This is a genomic window from Flavisolibacter ginsengisoli DSM 18119 (assembly GCF_900129295.1).
Classification (GTDB): Bacteria; Bacteroidota; Bacteroidia; order Chitinophagales; family Chitinophagaceae; genus Flavisolibacter; species Flavisolibacter ginsengisoli.
In genome coordinates, this window is record NZ_FQUU01000025.1 from 1 (window position 1) to 17,836 (window position 17,836).

The following is a 17,836-nucleotide window of genomic DNA, read 5'->3' on the forward strand; positions in this document are numbered from 1 at the left end:
TTTTGGAATATAGTGAAGTTGTCAATTTTAAAATTGGCAAACCGTCTTTGTCAACTGTATGTAGGTTACTGTAAAAAACAACATAGTCTGATTTGGAAGTGTCAGCAAGAGTTTTCAAGCTTCCTATATCTGTCCTTTGATTTGGTATTTCAATTATCGTCGAGAAAGGTTCGTATTCGTTGAAATAGAAATTATAAACCTGTGTGGAATATTGAGAAATTGTTTGATAGTATTTAAACTTCTTGACATTTTCCTCTTGAGCTTTCATCAGTGGAATTTCTTTTTGCAATCTTGTTTGCGTCTCTTTAAAAGATTTTTCCATTTCTTTTGAGTAGTCCTTAAAATTCAAAAGGTCTTCATAACGCTTTAATGTAGAATAATAGGATTTTAAATTGTCGGCTTCAACACTGTCTCTGTCGCCAAATAATGATTGGTCAATTATTGCCGTGTCTGGCTGAATAACTAAAAGTTTAAAAGGTTTCCATCTTCCTTCTTGTCCGTATGAAGCCAAACTAAAAACCAATAAAAATGTCGTGAAAATTTTTTGCATATTAGGGTATCAAAATTTATTGCCTACAACGAGAAAGTGTTGCTGTCAGTAGGTGCATTTGGAAAACTGCAGCTTTACTCTCATTTTGTTGCAGATTAAAGATAAAAAGTTAAACGAATATACATTAGCACCTATTGCAGTAAAACTATGTTAGCGGCTTTGTAGTTTTGTTTTCAAAAATGTATTGTTCCTTTTCTAATTCCAAGTCGAATTAATAAAGCCATTAGCAATATAATTGACAATGTCAGGCAAACTGGCAATATTTTCCTTCCTCTGTAGATTTGGCTGTCGGTAACAGGGACTTTATCTAATTTTTTTGGATTAAAAACAGTCGAAATTAACAGTATCGGTAAGCCAAAATATAAACTTGCTTTGAACCATTGTATGCCTTTGCTTTCGTCTGAGCTCCAAGGTATAATGAATTTTGAAGGAATGTCGAATATAAGAATAACGGAAACTATGTTCAGAAAGAATAGGAATACAATAGTTGTGATAGCTCTAAAGTGTGGAATATCCAATCCACGGTCATCATAAGTTCGATAAATTATCGCAAAGAGTTTATAAATAAAGTTCATCCTGATTTTAACTTAAATAATGGCTGCTATAACATTGCCGCTAACGGAATGGGTATTTATGCAGTGGTGGCATTTCTTGTTCCGTCAGTTTTGGTTTAAAGATATAAAGCTGAATTGAAAATCTAAAGCCAGTAATATGGACGTCAGCCACCATTGCATGAATACTATGTTACCTGCTGTTTTCGTCCTGCTGCACAAAAGAAAAGCCTTTTGCAATAATGTATGTGTCACCCAAGAACAAAACCTTTAAGTCTTGGCTCTCCAAAATGTATTGCTCGCCGTCCCAATACTTTGCCGGTCTTTCTCCGACAATTGTGAAGTCCAGACCATTTTGCTTTAGGCAGTCGGCATATTTCTCCATTAGCTTTTTTGAGCCTTGTGTCAAAAGTCCGTTGCTGTACTGGAAAGGCTTGAAATAGGGTGTCTCCTCTCCAAAGGAAATGTTGAAGCATTGATGTTTGCCGAAAAGCCTTTTATGTGTAGCATAAAGGTCGAAAAACAGTTTTGCAGTGTCTTTACATTGCCCTGTAAAATAGAGTTGACATTGTGTATCGGTAAATTCCCAAAGCAACGGGTGGTCGTCCGTTATTTGCATGAAGTCAGCAAAGTCAAAAGACACATGGTTTTTTCTGTGTCCCGCTACTTTAATTGTCCAGTTTTGAGATATGCCGCCTCTTTCATTGATGTCCTGAACATTGAGTGTAAAGTCAGTAATGAAATTGTCACCCGAAAAGTCGGCTCTTGTAATGTAGAGGTCAAAGTCGTCTTCGTCAAACTTGCTAAATATGTCTTCTAATTCTTTTGGAAACACGGGGTGACTGTTTTAAATAGCAGGTAACGGTTAAGAGCTTTGCGAAGAAGTGGCAATAGAATTACAACTTTTCAAAACCCCATGTCGTTGAATATTGTTTTGCTTTTGAAATTTAGTGCAAAAGCCACTTTTTTGCAAAGTTCATGTTAGCTGAAGCCTTTTAGTAGTACCAGTTTCCCTCTATTCTTTTTGCTGGAAATTGATTGACGTGGTCAGTAGAGGGAAAATAGTATATACCTTGATGCTCATCTAAAAAACCAGAAAGGCAGTAAAAAATACCTTTTGTGTCCTTCATAATAAAAGCAACCCTAGATTCTTTAAAGAACTCATTAAGGGTTCGCTTTTCTGAGTCACTAAACTGGTCGGACAGATAGCTTTCAAAGTTGGAAGCTATGTTCATATCTCCTTTAGTCAATAAGATGGCATTGACATTTTCTAACAGCTTTTGGTTTTGGTCAATATAAGTTTTGAAAGACGCTTTAATAAGGTTTGGCTCAAACAATTGTTCTACCAAAACAAAGAGAACAACGACAATAGTCCAAATTATCTTATTTATCTTCTTGTCCTTCCATAAAACCAGCATATAACCAGCAGCCGACAATAGTAGGCCGATGATTAAAAGCAATTCATATTGACTGTGCTTCCTTCCAAAAAAGTAAAAACTGATAAAAACAGCACTTATGCCAAATAATAAAACAATATGTCTAAGTGAAAACCGCATAAGGTTTCAGCTAACGTTTTAAAGCTTTAAGCAGTTGCGGCATTCATTGATTTTTAATCCACTATTACACAAATAGCTGCGTAAAGATATTTCGCTGAACCTTTGTAGTCAAGCCGCAATTGCTAAAAGCTTCTGTTGGCCGCTGTCCGTCCAATTAAGCACTCACCAATTTCATTCTTCTCAATTCTTCAACGTGTTGGTTGTAAAATTCGGCTGAACAAGAAAAACAATCTGGATGATAATCATCGGCTATCAGAAGTTGCATCTTATCATCGTTGTAAACTGAAAGTGCATGTGAGTTTGTGACTATCTGTCGTGTAAATTCCAGCGACGCATTTCTTGGTTCAAAAGCGACAAGTAAACTACTGTCACTATAATTGCGTCCTGCAGTTTTGGGAAGGTCGACAAGTGCGGCATGCTCCATCAGCGTCGCCATCATAGCAGGCTCTGAATATTCCACTACGCATATCGAATGACGAAGATCGGCTTGGTCTAACGCCCACTTGACAAATTTGTCTATGTTAGTCGGTACAAAAAACTTTTCCATTAGAGAACATCCGATTGCGGCCAACGCAAAGGGTTGGCACAGTGGTGGAATTCATAGCTTCCATGTTCAGCCCTTAATTAAAAGATAAATATAGTTACATATGTTTAGCTTCTGTTCGTCTGCCACCATTTGGCCAACCCCATTGTTGCCTGCATGTGCTTTTGTATATGCGTCACTGTGTGTTGTCAGCCGAAACCAACTTTAAATATTTATGGCTTTTCCCAGTCCAAAAGGAATTTTGAAGATACCTTTCTTTGTCTTGGTAAACGATTTCAAATGATAGTTGGCTGCTGTCGACAAATGTAAGATCCACTTCGTCGATGTCCCACCGGCGATACTGCCACTTTCCCTTGCCAAAGCTATTGATGCTGTCAAGTTTTGCAAGTTCAAATGTTTTGTCAGCATGAAGATTGAGAACAACTTGTCCGGTGCTGTCAAGAGCATAACTGCCGATTAACGACTTTTCATTTCGTGTCTCACCCTGATGAACAAGAAATGCATGAAGAAAAGGTAGCGATAAGAGCAGAAAGCCAAATCCAATTCTTTTGCGTCCGTGTCCTTTGTCAGCATTGAAGCCTTTGAAAAGAAAAATGATACCAGTCGCCGGTATTATGAGGTAGAGTGGTATCATCCAAACAAATTCCATTAATTGTCTTTTTTGTGTCTGACTGAACTAAATGAGTGCTTGTGTCAGCATTGCAGGCAACGTTAGTATTTCTGCTAATATACGCTGTTTTTTTATCCACGACAATATGACATATCTCTTGTAAATGAGGCAGATAGAATAATAAACGCGGATTATCCTTTATAGCGCAAATACAACTTATAGTAGCTTTAGATCATCCAGAGGACTGACAATCTTTAATATATTTTTATTGCTGGTATGCAGATAGCGTAGGGTCGTTTTGATACTATTATGGCCCAACAACTTTTGGATCATAGTAATATCAGTTCCTCTTTCAATTAAATGTGTGGCAAAGCTGTGTCGCAATAAATGAATGCTCCCAGGTTTCAATACACCAGCCTTTCTTTTTGCTTCCTGGAGCACCTCCTGAAGACTCCGGCTACAATAAGGGCTTCCTTTGTGCCTGCCTTCAAACAAATAGCCCTTTTTATCGGGCTTGTATTCTTTTGCATATTCTCTAAGCATGACCAGCAGCACCGGGCTTAAAGGAATTATCCTGTCCTTTTTGCCTTTAGACCTTTGCAGAAATATGATCATCCTGTCACTATCTATATCTATTGTTTTTAAAGATACCACCTCGCTTACCCGTAAACCACCGCTATATGCAAGCATCAGCATGGCTTTGTGCTTTATATTTTTTACACTATTCAGTAAAGCAGCCACTTCAGCCTGGCTCAAAATTTTAGGTAATGTTCCCGGCTTCTTTGGCCTTGGTATTTCCCAAAAAAACCTCTCTCTTCCCAGCACCTGTTCAAAATAAAACTTAATGGCATTGATACGGCTATGTAAGGTATTTTCAGAAAGGTGAAGCTTCTCAAAACAATAAACAAAATACCTCCGGAGGTCATCCGTGGTCAATGTATCTACAGGTTTATTTTTCAATAACTGCAGCAATTGCAAAAATTCGTTGCGGTAGGTCTTTAATGTGGAAGCACTATAAGCTTTCAATTTCAATTGTTCTATAAACCTTTGAAGAGCAGCAATATTTTCCGAACACAATTTCCAGTCAGCAGACCTGGTTATATTCCGATTGGGCTTTATACCGGCACCAGAACTAAAAGAAGCTAACCGGGTTTTTATTACCTGTTCCTTCTTTTTACAATACTGTATCAACATAGTATCGTCTAAAACTGCAATTTCTTCTAATGATTCTTTTACCAGCTTTTGTGCAGTTGGAGTAAAAGGCAGGTACCAGCACCGGTGTGATTGGCTCCATTTGATTCCTTTGATTTGCCGGATGATGGTTTCCAACTCCCGGGAAAGTATACATTGAATAGCTATGGATTCCTGCCCTTTATAAAACAAAGGACATAAACTAACAATAGCCTGCATGACAGTTTAGATTTGGATGCAGCATTAAATTAAAATAAAATTTGATGTTGTCCAAAACCTATAAAGTGGGGGAATAAATAATACATTTTACGCAGCATGTACCAAGTATTTGCCATTGCCCATAGAAGAAAATCCCGGCTGGACGTTGAAACGCCGCTGGAAGAGATGTTTAAACATCCTTAACCGATGGTACTCCCATACCAACCAGGGCTCTGCCAACTCCCTAGATATCCCAAAGATATCCCATAGATGTCCCATAGTTGTCCCATAGATGTCCCATAGATGTTCCAACTTTATAAACATTGGGACATCTATGGAAGGTCTATGGCAGATTTATGGAAATTATGTGTGACAACTATTGCTTTTTTGGTCATTTAATATTAATTTTTCCACTTATTAGTAAAACTTACCCTATGGCCAAACTAAACGGACCCTTTGATTTTGAAGGTAAACTGGGCGGTTTATCCGCCTATAAAATGAAAGGAGTTAAAAAAACGATCCTACGCAGACCTGCTGGCCCTTCCAGCAAGGATATCAAGACAAAAGACAGTTATGGCATTACCAGGAGAAACAATTCAGAATTTGGTGGCTGCTCCAAAGCTGGCAAGTTTACAAGAAATTGTTTTCATCCATTGAAGCCTGTTTTTAACTTCAATCCTACCGGCTCTATTAATTCGCTTATGCAAAGCATAAAGCTTCTGGATACCGTGAGTGAATTTGGTAAACGTAACGTGCTGATCTCCAAAGCTGCCTACCTCCTGGAAGGTTATAATTTCAATCAAAGGAATCCATTTGAAACCATGGTGCGCAATCCCCCGGAAACTTCAATAGAAAGGTCCACATTGAGTGCATCAGTGAAGTTTCCGGCGCTTATCCCCCATGTGAATTTCTTTCCTCCCGGTTCTCATTCCTATTTCAGAATTGTAGCGGTGCTGGCGGTGTTGCCCGATATTTTTCATAAAGAAGAAGCATATGCTCCCGAAGGAGAATTTTCATTCTATCCTGAAAGGGTTGTGAGTGAATGGCTGGTTGTAAAGACAGGGTCTGAGGCCATGCAACTGGACCTTCAACTTCCTGGTGCTCCCTCCTTCAACAGCTATAGCCTGGTGCTCTCTGTAGGTATAGAGATGGGCAGGGCTGGCAATGAAGGCGCCATTGAAACCATCAGGCACACGGGTTGTGGAAAGATACTGGCAACAGCTTGACCTTTAATTCCTGAACATGAAATGATTGATCGATATTTCCTATAAGGAAAGAAAAAGATCAATGAAACGCACGGCCTACCAGGTAAACAGGCAAATGATATTTGATTCCCTTCAGGTAAAGGTTGATGGCATCTGAAGCTGGTGGATCTTCCAGAAGATCATATACCTCTTTCGATACAACAAAGCTGTTATTTAATTCCCTTGTTGCAGCCTGTAATCTAGATGCTACGTTAACTGGTAGCCCCATTACCGTCAGGTTATTATTGACGCCTATGCCCACATTTCCTACAATGACATTACCGGCATGAAGCCCGATGCCTACCTGGAAAAAATGATTGAAATACTTTCCCAGGTATTGCTCATTGAATTTATCCAGCTCCTCCAAAATAGAAAGGCCTGCCTTTGAAGCATTGTTAACCGAAGTGGTAATATCTTCCTTAAAACCAAAAACAGCATAGAGCCCGTCACCCGCGGTTTCGATGATCTGGCCAGCGTGCATCTCAATACATTTCCTGAACAATCCAAATAAACGGCGCATCACATGTATCACATCAAAAGCAAGGTAGTTTTCTATGAAGGGCGTAAAATTTTTTATGTCAAGAAACAGTAAAGCCAGTTCTTTTTCTTCACCAATGTTTTGAAGATCAGATTGTGTATCCTCATCTATATACAAATGGATGTCGGTTTCGTCGCGGATTATGCGGTGCACATGTATGGGCGATCCCTCTACGTAACTCTGGCAGGCCAGGCGAACATTGGGAGGAAAGAAGAGTATTTTTTGCAATGCTTTTTCAGCTTCGGTTTGCGGAGTGATATGCTCAATGCCTTTTATCACCAATATGCGGCAGGTGGAGCATTTGGCATTGCCCCCACAGGCATGGTAATGTGGAATGCCGGCCGCCAGGGAAGCACTTAAAATGGTCTGACCTTCTTCTACCTTAATAGAGCGATCACCAATAAACTCTACCCAATAACTTCTTATTGCATTCATTGATTATATACCTGCATTAAAATTAGACAGGAAAGGTGAACATTCAGCCCTGGCGATAATAGCCCGCTATTGGGATAATTTTTTAACCATTTACATGTATGGGATTAACTACTGGTTAACCTCATCTTAAAGATCTAATGCCTAACTTAACTGGTTCATTCAGGCACAGTTTTTAATACACATATGTGTATAAGTAAGCCGTAAAAATTACGGATTGTTTTATTTATCTTGTTAAGATAACAAGCATTTGTACCTGGAGTAAACACCGGCTACGCCATGACACTGCAAATGATCAAAAAGGCATGACCGGCAATTTTGAACAACGAAAACCTGAAACGAATTTGAGAGACACAATTATCAACCTGGAGACCGTTAACCCTATTGAATTTTTTGGAGTGAATAACGGAAAGCTGGATATTTTAAAGAAGAAATTTCCCCTGCTTAAGATACTTTCCCGCGGAACACAACTGAAGCTGAGCGGAGCACCTGAACAGGTAGACGGGGCCCGGGAAAAGATCGACCTCATTGTGCAATACCTTGAAAGAAACGGCCATATGAGCGAAAACTATTTTGAACAGATCCTGGGTGGCGATGATGCCGAAACCGTGGACAATTTTGTGGAAAGAAACCCCAACGATGTTTTGGTGTTTGGACCCAATGGAAAAACGGTTAGGGCCCGTACAGCCAACCAAAAGCGACTGGTAACTTCTTCTGAAAAGAATGATGTTGTTTTCGCCATCGGGCCTGCCGGTACCGGTAAGACGTATACAGCGGTAGCCATGGCTGTAAGAGCTTTAAAAAATAAGGCGGTTAAAAAGATCATCCTGACCAGGCCTGCGGTGGAAGCAGGTGAAAGCCTTGGCTTTTTGCCTGGCGACCTGAAAGAAAAGATCGATCCGTACCTGCGTCCTTTATATGATGCGCTGGACGATATGATCCCTGCTGATAAGCTTGGGTATTATATGAGCACGCGTACCATAGAAATAGCGCCTCTTGCGTATATGCGCGGTCGCACCCTGGATAACTGTTTTATCATATTGGATGAAGCACAGAATGCCACCGACCTGCAATTGAAAATGTTCCTTACCCGTATTGGCGCCAATGCCAAGGCGATCATAACAGGCGACCTGACGCAGGTGGACCTGCCACGCCATCAACGAAGCGGGTTGGCTAAAGCCAGCAGGATACTGCGCAACATAGATGGTATAGGCTATATAGAACTGGATGAAGAAGATGTGGTGCGTCACAAACTGGTGAAAGCTATCCTGAAAGCCTATGATAAAGAAGGACAGCGGGAAGCTGAAATTGAGGAAACAGAAAAGAAGGAAAGAAAAGAAAGGCGCTGGGACAGGCATGATTCCTGATGCTCGTAACAATGAATAGTAAAGTGCTCCTGGACAAGGAGCACTTTTTTTATAAACCGGATCTATATAAATTGATCAACAGGTTTCGCTGCCATAACCAATAGCTCTCAATGTTGGGCGTTACCTTATTTTTGCGTTATGAGAGGATGTACATGGATCTGCCTGGCCTTATTTCTTGTAATGGCAGGTTGTGCTAATGACAAGGAGGAGAACAAGGAAGTCACTTCAGAGAATGATGTAGATGCAGCAAGGAATTTCATTCGTTCCGCACTGGATGGGAACTGGAGGGAAGCGCGCAGGTTCATGTTGCAGGACTCTACCAATACCCAACTGCTTGATACGTATGAGAATAATTACCAAACGCATATGAACAAGGAAGATAAAAGAGGTTACAGGGAAGCTTCCATAACCCTTTTTGATACCCGTGAAGTAAATGACAGTGTGGCGATCATTAAATATTCCAACTCCTTCAAAAAACAAAAGGATTCACTGCGCGTGGTGCGCATGGATGGCACCTGGCTGGTGGACCTGAAATTTTCATTTCCGCAAACCGATACCTCTGCACATGCTCATTAATATCATATTAGTGGGATTGGGCGGTGCTTCAGGAAGCATTGGAAGATACCTTTGCCAGAAATGGGTGAATGAATCGTATGACCATAGCTTTCCATTGGCCACCTTCCTGATCAATATTACTGGTTGCCTTTTGATAGGCATTCTGTATGCGCTGGGTGAAAAAGGGAATATCTTATCCCAACAAACAAGACTGTTGCTGATCACAGGATTTTGCGGGGGCTTTACAACGTTTTCAACCTTTGCTTTTGAAAATGTCAGCTTAATTCGAACAGGCGATCTTTTTTACTTTTTACTATATAGCATTGGCAGTGTGATAGCTGGAATTATAGCTGTGTACCTGGGTAGCCTGGTAATCAAACTAATTTAAGATGAAGCTGCAGGGAGAGTCAAAGTTGCTACGCATATTTGTTGGTGAATCTGACAGGATAGGCCATGACCTGCTGTACGAGATGATATTACTTAAAGCCAGGGAAAAAGGACTGGCGGGCGGCACTGCCATAAAAGGGATCATGTCATTTGGGGCCAGCAGCCATTTGCACAGGGCCCGGTTGATAGAGTTATCAGAAGACCTGCCAATAGTTATAGAGATCATTGATCATGCTGAAAAAATAGAAGCCTTCCTTCCCATCGTTAACGAGCTGTTTGAACAATGCGGAAGAGGAGGATTGATCACCCTTGAAAATGTAGATGTTATTTATTACCAATCGAGGAAATAATTATGGAAAAAACAGTTTTACACCCATGGCACGGAGCCCATTATGGAGAAAATCCTCCAGAAAAAGTGAATGCATTGATAGAGATACCGCAAGGCTCCCGGACAAAGTACGAGATAGATAAAGAAACAGGGTTATTAAGGCTTGACAGGGTTATTTATTCCTCCTTCCATTACCCGGTCAATTATGGCTTCATTCCTCAAACACTGGGACATGACGGCGACCCGCTTGATATACTGGTGTTGTGCTCACAATCCATCCAGTCGCTTTGCCTGGTGGAAGCGACAGTCATCGGCAATATGCAAATGATCGATTCGGGCGAGAAAGATGATAAGATCATTGCAGTGGCTACCAATGATCCATCAGTTAACCATATTGCTACCATTGATGACATGCCACCGCATTTCATTAATGAGTTGAGGAATTATTTTGAACAATATAAGGTGTTGGAAAATAAACAGGTGTATATAGAGGAATTCCAAACCAAGGAGATCGCCTACCAGATCATTGAAGAAGCCATTGAGTTTTATAAAAAGAAGTTTGTGAAATAAGAACACCTACTTATTAAAAAGGGTCGCTTTTATGGCGACCCTTTTGTTTATAATCAATCTTTTGTGCAGTAATTAAAAGAATCGCCTGAGGGAATGCAACTGGTGTGTTCTTTTACCAGTAGTGCTGCTTACAATGCCTTCCTTATCCAGGGTATCTATTCTCACCCTGCCCGATGCATGTATGATCTTGTGTGTATCCCAAACAAGACCAACATGTGTTATACGTCCTGCTTCATTGTGAAAAAAAGCAAGATCTCCCAGCTTTGCTTCTTCTAATGTAACAGGCAGTCCCTGCTCTGCCTGTTGGTAAGCATCTCTGTAGAGCCTTATGCCAGCTAATTTAAAAAGCGTTTGAACAAAACCGCTGCAATCAACCCCCATTAATGTTTTGCCGCCCCATAAATAGGGCGCATTCAACCAGGCATGTGCTGAACGCACAAGGAGGTCTTTGTTAAATGGTTGCCGTATATCTTTAACGGTGCCATGGTATTTATAATCTTCAGTCCATAACAGGCGGGTTTCTGCATCATAGCCCACAAGGGCGGAGCCCATGGGTGCATTGAGTAATGAATCGGTCAATGTGATGGGGTTTGTTAATCCCGTAGCATAATAAAATACTTCCTGCCGGGCGATGCTTTCGGGTATTTCCTGGATCAAATGCCAGGTAAGCCAACCCTCGTACTGATCATACATACCCTTTACTTTCAGCCACTCACCTTTTTCTTCCAGCACTTCCATGGTATCACCAAAAAGTAATTGATTACTCATTTCAGAGCGATGTGAAGGTTCAGTTCTTACGGGAGCTGCAGGAACATTGCAAATAGCAAATTGCATAAACGTTTACCTATTTAATTATGCAAATTTGCAGCGTTTGCATCTTATTACAGGACACTATTCGTTAATAACCTGGTAAGGCTCAATAAGAAATATTTCCGGACCATGGCAGGCATTAAGTAGTAAGTTTGGAATGGCAGTACAATATGAAATCTATATAAATTGATGTGAAAGCAGGGCGTGTTGACCATATGACAGATTCGGAATTGCTGGAGCTATACTACCAGGATAAAGATCCTGAATGGATAGGCAGGTTACTGGAACGGTATACCCTGTTGTTATTGGGTGTATGCATGAAGTATGTGAAAGATGAGAACGAAGCAAAGGATTGTGTGCAACAGATATTTCTGAAAGTATTGACAGAAGTATCTAAATACCGTATAGATTATTTTAAATCATGGCTGTATATGGTAGCAAAGAACCATTGCCTGATGCGACTGAGGAATAATGGTATAAAGGGACCGAAAGAGTTGAAGGAGGAAATGTTGGTGCACACGGAGCCGGAAAAGGAAGAATTGATCAAAAACGAGCAGACTTACGATCTTTTGGAAGATGCCATTACCGAATTAAGTGAGGAGCAGCGACAATGTGTAATTTTGTTTTATCTAAAGAAGAACAGTTACCAGCAGGTAACAGAAAAGACCGGGTTTAATCTGCTTCAGGTAAAGAGTTATATTCAAAATGGCAAACGAAACCTGAAGATCATCCTGGAGAGAAAGCTAAAGGAAAAGAAAGCGCATTAAAATGAGCGAAAGCCTTAAAGACATATTATCCAATTTGAACCCTGACATAGACCAGGAAACCTTGCTACAATACCTGCAGGGCAAGCTATCTGCGGAGCAGCAACACGAGGTGGAGAAGCAAATGATGGATAATGATTTTGAATCTGATGCCCTGGAGGGGCTGGAAGGCTTTAGCGACAAGAAAAAACTTTCCAGCGTTTTGGATCAATTGAATTATGATCTGAAACAAAAGACCCTGAAAAAGAAAAAACGCAGGGGCAAACCGGAGCTATCTATTGATCCGTGGATCCTGGTTACCGTGCTGGTAATATTGATATTGGTGATCACCAGCTTTTTTATCATACACCGTTATTTACAGCATTAATATTATTTATAGAAAGGGCATTAAAAAGCCCCTGCCTTACCGGTCAGGGGCTTTTTAGATATTTATTACCGGTTTATTGGTATTGAATGTAAATAGGCTTGGGTTTCAGGTTCAATACATCCTGTTGAGACATCATCTCTTTCTGACCTGATTTTTCAGTGTCATTGACATAGAAAAGTTTAAATCCTGTGAACTGTACCGGCTGCGGAGCGATCCAGCTATAGTAGGTGCTGCGCTTCTTTTCAGGATAGCCCCAGCCATCCATATCCATTACAATTTGAAGTTCAGGTCTTGTTTTGATCTTATTGGCATTGGTAACCATTCCCTGTGTAAAACGGTGCACCATAAAGATCTTGGGAGGCAGGTTATTCTTTTTCACCAAACCAGCCAGGTAATCGCCTACAGCATTGATATCGGCTGCATCCAGGCTGCCGATAACACTTCCGGGTCTTTTATTTCCTTTGGCTTTCATGGCAAACTCGGGGTCTATACCCAGGTGCACATTGGGAAGGGACAGGTATTTTTCAAATACAGGAACTTCTGTCTGAACATCGCTCAGACCTACCTGTATGTCTATAAATACGATAGCATTGATCTCCTTAGCCCAGTTCAACAAGGTATCAATCTGGTGGAGCGGCATGCGGTAGCGCCATTTACCATCCTTACCAGGAGCTCCCTGGGCAGTAACGGCAATGTAGTGCAGGGCAGGAATAGATTTGATCACAGTATCGGCCTGGTTCCATTTCTTAACCTCGGCCAACAGTTTTGGGATCATTTCATTTTTAGGCCATTTGCCAAGGGCACCCATCCTGTTGGAATAAAGATTACCATAATAAGCAACTACACGGTTAAAGGGCAATATGGCACCAGGCAAAGGGTATGGAGCTTTTACCGGCCATCTCCCCGATGTATCTCCGTTAGCCAGGTATTTCTGCAGGTAATTATACCGGGCGGTATCCAGTGCAGGATATCCGTTGGAGCCCGTTTCAACTTTGGTTTCAGAAGCAGTAGAATCGGTTTGCTTAGCTTTTACTTCAGGTGCTGCAGAGCTGCCGCATCCCAATGAAAACAAAGCTATAGCAGGAACCAGTAAGTTTTTCATTCCCATGATATTGAACAATTGTTACGTTTTGTCAAAGAAAATGAAAATTATCATTGCACTGCAAGAGTTTCGACGATTTTGCAAAACTTTCTATGGCATGGGTTTTTAAATTACTTTGAAAAGAGACATATGGAAGACAAAGACAAAAAAGTAATACGCAACCGCCCGGCTGAAGATGGCAGGAGAAATGATCCCGATCTTAGAGATGAATCTGCAGCTCAGCCTGGAGCAAGTACCATCAGCAACAGCCCTACAGATGAGGAGAATGAACACCTTACCAAAACAGCAGGAGACAGTTTCAGAGCAGGTATGCCAGACAGGAATGCTGATAAGAAATTTGATGATAATACGGGCAGCGGGGAAGAATAGAGAGGGAAATTCAATATTACTACTTACAGGCCGGTTGGTAATTAACCCGGCAATTGAAACATAATGGAACTATAGTTACATTAAATAGATACGCCTGGATGAGATCCAGGCGTATCTAATGGTTACCAAGTCTGCACAATACCTATTCAGCACTACCACCGTTCTTTTGGCCACGCCTGTTTCCGGAGCTTTGACCACCTCTTCTTCCAATCTCACTCATGTGCTCGCGATTGCGGCTAACGATCTGACCGCCTTTGCGCCCAGCCTCCCTGGCTTCATCACTGCTCCATTCATGAGCTACACCCTGGCGGTGCGCTGCACGTCCACCTTCACTTGCAATTTCTTTCTGCTTTTCCGGGTCCATTGCTGCAAACCCCCGGTTAGAATTTCTTCTTTCCCGTGCACTTTCATCATCCCCCCTTCCATTTCCGGAGGATTGACCATTCGTTCTTGAAATGTCCTGTTGCTGATCATTCATAGATCCAGATCCGCGCTCCATCTGCTCTTCTCTACCCTGGTTTTCTCTTTCTGCCATAACACATTATTTTTTAAAAGGTTAACAATGGTGTTGGTTTAGAGTAAGACAACAAAATAGTGCCTAACCAACCTAAAGCAGAACAATGACCCCTTTGGGTAATTTTTGCTATACTCTTCAACATATTGAGCAATAGAGTGGGTAAGCGAGGTGAGCAGTCATTTTCAACGCTTTACAGATATAAAAAGCATTAATAACGGACTACCTGGAAGGAATTATAAGAGTAATCTTCTGTTTCGGTCACCTGCACTTTGGTGACTACAGCTCGTGGAGGGCCTTTTTTGCACCAATCAATAAACTGTTGAACCCTTTCCCTTTCCCCAAATGCCATGATCTCCACTTCCCCTGCAGGTGTATTCTTTACCCATCCTTTTAGTTGAAGCAATTCAGCCATTTCCTGGGCTGTGGCCCTGAAAAACACTCCCTGCACCTTACCCTGCACCAGCAGGTGCACAGATCTTAAATTATTCATACCAGGCAAATTTCGTTGATGGCATAACATTTTACCCTTTTACAGAAATCAATTTTTATGCTACCAGGTGATAAAAAGCAGGAAGAAACGGCCAAAAACGCTAACCAGCCAGGTGAAGAAAAACTGGCACAGAACCCAAACCCAAGGGCCAATGAAAACATCAGGGAGCGTACGGAACTGCCTGGAACTGAAAGCGCCGACATGGAGGATGAAGTAGGCACAGAAATCACAGATGGAGAAGATGGTTAATTGAACAATAAATATAAATTATGGAAGCAAAGAATGACAAGCAAAATGCCCGTGGGGCAGATACGAAGATCTATCTGACACCGGACAGCACCCTTCAAACTCCGTCGGAATCCCGCGAGGATGAAGGACATGATGTAAGAAGGGATGATTCCATTTCTGTATCACGCGATGACCTTCATGACCCGAATACAGAAAGGCAAACCAGTGATGAGGGAAAAGACAGCGAGGATTGATGAAATTTGATCCTCACCAATCAATAAGACCCTGTTCTTTTTCCTTTTTTATGGTGCGCAGCATTTCTGAGAAAGTACTACCGGCACTAAGGAAGCGTATGGTATAAACTATGCGCTTTGCTTTTGTGGCATCTGTTTTTGCAGATTCGATCCACTTGCTGAAATAATTCTGATGTCCTTTAGTAAGGCTATTAAATTTTTTCAATGCAAGGGGTTCGTCGGCAAGTATCTCCAGTAATTCGGAAGATGGCTTTAATTCTTCTGTATCTAATTCCATTTTCACAGAAAGCTGATCGCCTTTTTGTTTTTTTATTCCTTTTCTCATTTCAGCATTAAGGGCCATGATGAAGGCACCTTCTCCCATGGGCAATATGGCCACTGCCTTGATGGGGTATTTATCTAATTTCCCCTTAACCCTGAAAGACTTCTTTACACCAGGATTTAAACGATCAGCCATTTCCGGGGATATATCAATATAGGTCCATCCGGTTTTCTCACCCTGGCGGCCAAATTTTTGAATAGTAGTAATAAAAGAGACCATGATTATGCTTAGTAATTTGGTACCATTCTCATCTGTTCGGCATGTAAAATGATGAACTAATTTAGTAATACTACTCCACCTGGATGGATACTTTTAAAATAATTAATTATGGATAATAGAAGAACGATACTGATATGCGATAATGATTATGCATTTTTAAATGAAATGGAAAAAGGGCTTTCAAAAGAAGGCTTTGATGTGGATACCATTGACAATGCATCTGATCTTATTCCCAGCGCTATTCGCTTGCAGCCTCATGTTATCCTCGTAAACCCGGATCTGCCTGGGTTCAATGAATATGATGTATGTAAAAACATCATCCAGGAACAGCGCGCCCAGGTGATATTGCTGGTGGATCCACACTCTACTACAACGTCTATGGTGGGAGAATGCATGATAGAAGATGTATTGACCAGGCCAGTCAAGCTTGCAGACCTTGTATTCCTGGTGGTTAAGCATTTGTCAGTGGATCAATAGATACATGGGTTTTTAACTTGCCTGAAACATTCATGGCATCACTTTGGAGGCAAAGTGGCAAAAGGCGCAGTGATGAACAAGATGAATCTGGGAAGTAAATTCATGTTTGCAACGGGCATAGAAAACAGCTATCCAACCATACAGTTACCCGATGGCAGCATCAAAAGAGTGGATGAAATGGAAAAGTGCTGCCATTACAAAAACTGGGAAAAGGATTTTGAATTGACCAAAGAGCAGGGAATAGAATTTCTGCGCTATGGCCCGCCCTATTATAAAACGCATACTGGCCCGGGAACTTATGATTGGGACTTCACCGATGCAACATTCAATCGCTTAAAAGAACTGGATATTACGCCTATTGTAGATCTATTACATTTTGGTGTGCCTGACTGGATGGGTAATTTTCAAAATCCAGAGTTCCCTGAATTATTTGCAGAATATGCAGGTGCCTTTGCGGAACGATTTCCAGACCTGCAATTATATACTCCTATCAACGAGATATTTATTACTGCATTGTTCTCTGCACAATATGGATGGTGGAACGAAAGACTAACATCAGACCACGCATTTGTGACAGCTTTGAAGCATTTGTGTAAAGCCAATGTTATGGCCATGCATGCCATATTAAAAGTAAGACCAGATGCCATCTTCATTCAAAGTGAATCATCAGAGTATTTTCATCCAATGAGGCCGGAAGTGCAGAAACAGGCCAACTTCCTGAACCGTAAAAGATTTCTTGCGTTGGACTTAACCTATGGTTATCCTATTTCTGTGCAGATGTATGAGTACATGTTGCAGAACGGTATGACATCAGGGGAATATTACTGGTTTGAACAAAACCAGGTAAAGGCAAGGTGTATCATGGGCAATGATTACTATGCTACCAATGAGCACCTGGTGTTGCCCAATGGAACAACGGAGGGTTCAGGAGATGTCTTTGGTTATTATGTGATCACGCATCAATATTATAACAGGTACCGGTTACCGATCATGCATACGGAAACCAATATGAAAATGCCCGATTCTGTGAATTGGCTGTACCGGCAATGGGCCAACCTGCACCGGTTAAAACAAGACGGAGTTCCTATAGTGGGTTTTACATGGTATAGCCTCACACACCAGGTAGACTGGGATACTGCCCTCAGGGAGGATAATGGCCGCATACACGAAGTGGGATTGTATGACCTGGAACGCAATATTACGCCTGTAGGAAAAGCTTACAAAAGACTTATAGAACAATGGAAGGATGTACTGGCGGCAGAAACATTCGGTATGGTTTACACCCATTAAATGGTG

Annotated in this window: 25 protein-coding genes; 13 read left to right on the top strand and 12 right to left on the bottom strand. The window is 41.2% G+C overall.

Annotated features, from left to right (window positions below):
- The 6 genes from BUA53_RS19395 to BUA53_RS19425 form a co-directional block, all read right to left on the bottom strand.
- A partial coding sequence (locus BUA53_RS19395) for a hypothetical protein (protein ID WP_139256511.1) occupies positions 1-550 on the bottom strand: 550 nt, incomplete at its 3' end.
- A 744-nt stretch (positions 551-1,294) separates the two neighbouring features.
- Complete coding sequence (locus BUA53_RS19405; RefSeq protein ID WP_072837059.1) at positions 1,295-1,936, bottom strand: hypothetical protein; 642 nt, start codon at positions 1,934-1,936, stop codon at positions 1,295-1,297.
- Between the two features lie 160 nt (positions 1,937-2,096).
- A complete protein-coding gene (locus BUA53_RS19410; RefSeq protein WP_072837060.1) occupies positions 2,097-2,657 on the bottom strand; it encodes a hypothetical protein in 561 nt (186 codons plus the stop codon).
- A gap of 154 nt (positions 2,658-2,811) precedes the next feature.
- Positions 2,812-3,204, bottom strand: a complete 393-nt coding sequence (locus BUA53_RS19415; protein WP_072837061.1) for a hypothetical protein — start codon at positions 3,202-3,204, stop codon at positions 2,812-2,814.
- A gap of 172 nt (positions 3,205-3,376) precedes the next feature.
- Positions 3,377-3,850: a hypothetical protein gene (locus BUA53_RS19420; RefSeq protein WP_072837062.1), complete on the bottom strand. Its 474-nt coding sequence runs from the start codon at positions 3,848-3,850 to the stop codon at positions 3,377-3,379.
- Positions 3,851-4,027: 177 nt separating this feature from the next.
- Complete coding sequence (locus tag BUA53_RS19425) at positions 4,028-5,221, bottom strand: tyrosine-type recombinase/integrase (RefSeq protein ID WP_072837063.1); 1,194 nt, start codon at positions 5,219-5,221, stop codon at positions 4,028-4,030.
- 413 nt (positions 5,222-5,634) lie between these two features.
- Between BUA53_RS19425 and BUA53_RS19435 the strand changes: the two genes are divergently transcribed.
- The gene (locus tag BUA53_RS19435; RefSeq protein ID WP_072837065.1) at positions 5,635-6,426 is read left to right on the top strand and encodes a hypothetical protein; all 792 of its coding nucleotides are present in this window, start codon (positions 5,635-5,637) and stop codon (positions 6,424-6,426) included.
- A 58-nt stretch (positions 6,427-6,484) separates the two neighbouring features.
- Here the strand turns inward: BUA53_RS19435 and BUA53_RS19440 are convergent, their stop codons facing one another.
- Positions 6,485-7,417 carry an adenylate/guanylate cyclase domain-containing protein gene (locus tag BUA53_RS19440; protein WP_072837066.1) on the bottom strand — a complete coding sequence of 311 codons (933 nt, stop codon included), beginning with the start codon at positions 7,415-7,417 and terminating at the stop codon, positions 6,485-6,487.
- Positions 7,418-7,719: 302 nt separating this feature from the next.
- Here BUA53_RS19440 and BUA53_RS19445 point away from each other — a divergent pair, with 302 nt between their 5' ends.
- The 5 genes from BUA53_RS19445 (at position 7,720) to BUA53_RS19465 (ending at position 10,621) form a co-directional block, all read left to right on the top strand.
- Positions 7,720-8,781 carry a PhoH family protein gene (locus tag BUA53_RS19445; RefSeq protein WP_084080290.1) on the top strand — a complete coding sequence of 354 codons (1,062 nt, stop codon included), beginning with the start codon at positions 7,720-7,722 and terminating at the stop codon, positions 8,779-8,781.
- 138 nt (positions 8,782-8,919) lie between these two features.
- Positions 8,920-9,357: a nuclear transport factor 2 family protein gene (locus BUA53_RS19450; RefSeq protein WP_072837067.1), complete on the top strand. Its 438-nt coding sequence runs from the start codon at positions 8,920-8,922 to the stop codon at positions 9,355-9,357.
- Positions 9,347-9,724, top strand: a complete 378-nt coding sequence (gene crcB / locus BUA53_RS19455; protein ID WP_072837068.1) for a fluoride efflux transporter CrcB — start codon at positions 9,347-9,349, stop codon at positions 9,722-9,724. Before BUA53_RS19450 ends, crcB begins: the two co-directional genes overlap by 11 nt.
- Before the next feature lies 1 nt (position 9,725).
- On the top strand, positions 9,726-10,073 hold the full coding sequence (locus BUA53_RS19460; RefSeq protein ID WP_072837069.1) for a DUF190 domain-containing protein: 348 nt from the start codon (positions 9,726-9,728) through the stop codon (positions 10,071-10,073).
- Between the two features lie 2 nt (positions 10,074-10,075).
- Positions 10,076-10,621, top strand: a complete 546-nt coding sequence (locus BUA53_RS19465; protein WP_072837070.1) for an inorganic diphosphatase — start codon at positions 10,076-10,078, stop codon at positions 10,619-10,621.
- A 72-nt stretch (positions 10,622-10,693) separates the two neighbouring features.
- Here the strand turns inward: BUA53_RS19465 and BUA53_RS19470 are convergent, their stop codons facing one another.
- Positions 10,694-11,455, bottom strand: coding sequence for a C40 family peptidase (locus tag BUA53_RS19470; RefSeq protein ID WP_072837071.1), 762 nt, complete (start codon positions 11,453-11,455; stop codon positions 10,694-10,696).
- 191 nt (positions 11,456-11,646) lie between these two features.
- Between BUA53_RS19470 and BUA53_RS19475 the strand changes: the two genes are divergently transcribed.
- Both BUA53_RS19475 and BUA53_RS19480 read left to right on the top strand, forming a co-directional pair.
- Positions 11,647-12,198 (top strand): RNA polymerase sigma factor, encoded by a 552-nt coding sequence (locus tag BUA53_RS19475; RefSeq protein WP_072837072.1) that lies wholly within the window; start codon positions 11,647-11,649, stop codon positions 12,196-12,198.
- A 1-nt stretch (position 12,199) separates the two neighbouring features.
- Complete coding sequence (locus BUA53_RS19480) at positions 12,200-12,562, top strand: hypothetical protein (protein ID WP_072837073.1); 363 nt, start codon at positions 12,200-12,202, stop codon at positions 12,560-12,562.
- A 73-nt stretch (positions 12,563-12,635) separates the two neighbouring features.
- Here the strand turns inward: BUA53_RS19480 and BUA53_RS19485 are convergent, their stop codons facing one another.
- Positions 12,636-13,664, bottom strand: a complete 1,029-nt coding sequence (locus tag BUA53_RS19485; protein ID WP_072837112.1) for a hypothetical protein — start codon at positions 13,662-13,664, stop codon at positions 12,636-12,638.
- Between the two features lie 129 nt (positions 13,665-13,793).
- Between BUA53_RS19485 and BUA53_RS19490 the strand changes: the two genes are divergently transcribed.
- Complete coding sequence (locus BUA53_RS19490) at positions 13,794-14,033, top strand: hypothetical protein (RefSeq protein ID WP_072837074.1); 240 nt, start codon at positions 13,794-13,796, stop codon at positions 14,031-14,033.
- 142 nt (positions 14,034-14,175) lie between these two features.
- On the opposite strand, the gene BUA53_RS19495 is transcribed toward BUA53_RS19490, so the two are convergent.
- Together BUA53_RS19495 and BUA53_RS19500 are read right to left on the bottom strand one after the other, a co-directional pair.
- Positions 14,176-14,568 (bottom strand): KGG domain-containing protein, encoded by a 393-nt coding sequence (locus tag BUA53_RS19495; RefSeq protein WP_217653035.1) that lies wholly within the window; start codon positions 14,566-14,568, stop codon positions 14,176-14,178.
- Between the two features lie 190 nt (positions 14,569-14,758).
- On the bottom strand, positions 14,759-15,040 hold the full coding sequence (locus BUA53_RS19500; protein WP_072837075.1) for an acylphosphatase: 282 nt from the start codon (positions 15,038-15,040) through the stop codon (positions 14,759-14,761).
- 57 nt (positions 15,041-15,097) lie between these two features.
- On the opposite strand from BUA53_RS19500, the gene BUA53_RS19505 reads away from it, so the two are divergent.
- Both BUA53_RS19505 and BUA53_RS19510 read left to right on the top strand, forming a co-directional pair.
- Positions 15,098-15,289, top strand: a complete 192-nt coding sequence (locus BUA53_RS19505) for a hypothetical protein (RefSeq protein ID WP_072837076.1) — start codon at positions 15,098-15,100, stop codon at positions 15,287-15,289.
- A 20-nt stretch (positions 15,290-15,309) separates the two neighbouring features.
- Entirely contained in the window at positions 15,310-15,522 is a 213-nt protein-coding gene (locus tag BUA53_RS19510) for a hypothetical protein (protein WP_072837077.1), read from the top strand.
- A 13-nt stretch (positions 15,523-15,535) separates the two neighbouring features.
- On the opposite strand, the gene BUA53_RS19515 is transcribed toward BUA53_RS19510, so the two are convergent.
- Complete coding sequence (locus BUA53_RS19515) at positions 15,536-16,063, bottom strand: YdeI/OmpD-associated family protein (protein WP_072837078.1); 528 nt, start codon at positions 16,061-16,063, stop codon at positions 15,536-15,538.
- Positions 16,064-16,171: 108 nt separating this feature from the next.
- On the opposite strand from BUA53_RS19515, the gene BUA53_RS19520 reads away from it, so the two are divergent.
- Both BUA53_RS19520 and BUA53_RS19525 read left to right on the top strand, forming a co-directional pair.
- Positions 16,172-16,540 carry a response regulator gene (locus BUA53_RS19520; protein WP_072837079.1) on the top strand — a complete coding sequence of 123 codons (369 nt, stop codon included), beginning with the start codon at positions 16,172-16,174 and terminating at the stop codon, positions 16,538-16,540.
- A gap of 72 nt (positions 16,541-16,612) precedes the next feature.
- A complete protein-coding gene (locus BUA53_RS19525; protein ID WP_072837114.1) occupies positions 16,613-17,830 on the top strand; it encodes a family 1 glycosylhydrolase in 1,218 nt (405 codons plus the stop codon).
- Positions 17,831-17,836 lie beyond the last annotated feature (6 nt).

Excerpts from the sequence above, each read along its gene's own strand:
- BUA53_RS19410 (WP_072837060.1), bottom strand. The coding sequence starts at position 2,657 with ATGCGGTTTTCACTTAGACATATTGTTTTATTATTTGGCATAAGTGCT.
- BUA53_RS19415 (WP_072837061.1), bottom strand. The coding sequence starts at position 3,204 with ATGGAAAAGTTTTTTGTACCGACTAACATAGACAAATTTGTCAAGTGG.
- BUA53_RS19420 (WP_072837062.1), bottom strand. The coding sequence starts at position 3,850 with ATGGAATTTGTTTGGATGATACCACTCTACCTCATAATACCGGCGACT.
- BUA53_RS19425 (WP_072837063.1), bottom strand. The coding sequence starts at position 5,221 with ATGCAGGCTATTGTTAGTTTATGTCCTTTGTTTTATAAAGGGCAGGAA.
- BUA53_RS19435 (WP_072837065.1), top strand. The coding sequence starts at position 5,635 with ATGGCCAAACTAAACGGACCCTTTGATTTTGAAGGTAAACTGGGCGGT.
- BUA53_RS19440 (WP_072837066.1), bottom strand. The coding sequence starts at position 7,417 with ATGAATGCAATAAGAAGTTATTGGGTAGAGTTTATTGGTGATCGCTCT.
- BUA53_RS19445 (WP_084080290.1), top strand. The coding sequence starts at position 7,720 with ATGACCGGCAATTTTGAACAACGAAAACCTGAAACGAATTTGAGAGAC.
- BUA53_RS19450 (WP_072837067.1), top strand. The coding sequence starts at position 8,920 with ATGAGAGGATGTACATGGATCTGCCTGGCCTTATTTCTTGTAATGGCA.
- crcB (WP_072837068.1), top strand. The coding sequence starts at position 9,347 with ATGCTCATTAATATCATATTAGTGGGATTGGGCGGTGCTTCAGGAAGC.
- BUA53_RS19460 (WP_072837069.1), top strand. The coding sequence starts at position 9,726 with ATGAAGCTGCAGGGAGAGTCAAAGTTGCTACGCATATTTGTTGGTGAA.
- BUA53_RS19465 (WP_072837070.1), top strand. The coding sequence starts at position 10,076 with ATGGAAAAAACAGTTTTACACCCATGGCACGGAGCCCATTATGGAGAA.
- BUA53_RS19470 (WP_072837071.1), bottom strand. The coding sequence starts at position 11,455 with ATGCAATTTGCTATTTGCAATGTTCCTGCAGCTCCCGTAAGAACTGAA.
- BUA53_RS19475 (WP_072837072.1), top strand. The coding sequence starts at position 11,647 with ATGACAGATTCGGAATTGCTGGAGCTATACTACCAGGATAAAGATCCT.
- BUA53_RS19480 (WP_072837073.1), top strand. The coding sequence starts at position 12,200 with ATGAGCGAAAGCCTTAAAGACATATTATCCAATTTGAACCCTGACATA.
- BUA53_RS19485 (WP_072837112.1), bottom strand. The coding sequence starts at position 13,664 with ATGAAAAACTTACTGGTTCCTGCTATAGCTTTGTTTTCATTGGGATGC.
- BUA53_RS19490 (WP_072837074.1), top strand. The coding sequence starts at position 13,794 with ATGGAAGACAAAGACAAAAAAGTAATACGCAACCGCCCGGCTGAAGAT.
- BUA53_RS19495 (WP_217653035.1), bottom strand. The coding sequence starts at position 14,568 with ATGGCAGAAAGAGAAAACCAGGGTAGAGAAGAGCAGATGGAGCGCGGA.
- BUA53_RS19500 (WP_072837075.1), bottom strand. The coding sequence starts at position 15,040 with ATGAATAATTTAAGATCTGTGCACCTGCTGGTGCAGGGTAAGGTGCAG.
- BUA53_RS19505 (WP_072837076.1), top strand. The coding sequence starts at position 15,098 with ATGCTACCAGGTGATAAAAAGCAGGAAGAAACGGCCAAAAACGCTAAC.
- BUA53_RS19510 (WP_072837077.1), top strand. The coding sequence starts at position 15,310 with ATGGAAGCAAAGAATGACAAGCAAAATGCCCGTGGGGCAGATACGAAG.
- BUA53_RS19515 (WP_072837078.1), bottom strand. The coding sequence starts at position 16,063 with ATGGTCTCTTTTATTACTACTATTCAAAAATTTGGCCGCCAGGGTGAG.
- BUA53_RS19520 (WP_072837079.1), top strand. The coding sequence starts at position 16,172 with ATGGATAATAGAAGAACGATACTGATATGCGATAATGATTATGCATTT.
- BUA53_RS19525 (WP_072837114.1), top strand. The coding sequence starts at position 16,613 with ATGAACAAGATGAATCTGGGAAGTAAATTCATGTTTGCAACGGGCATA.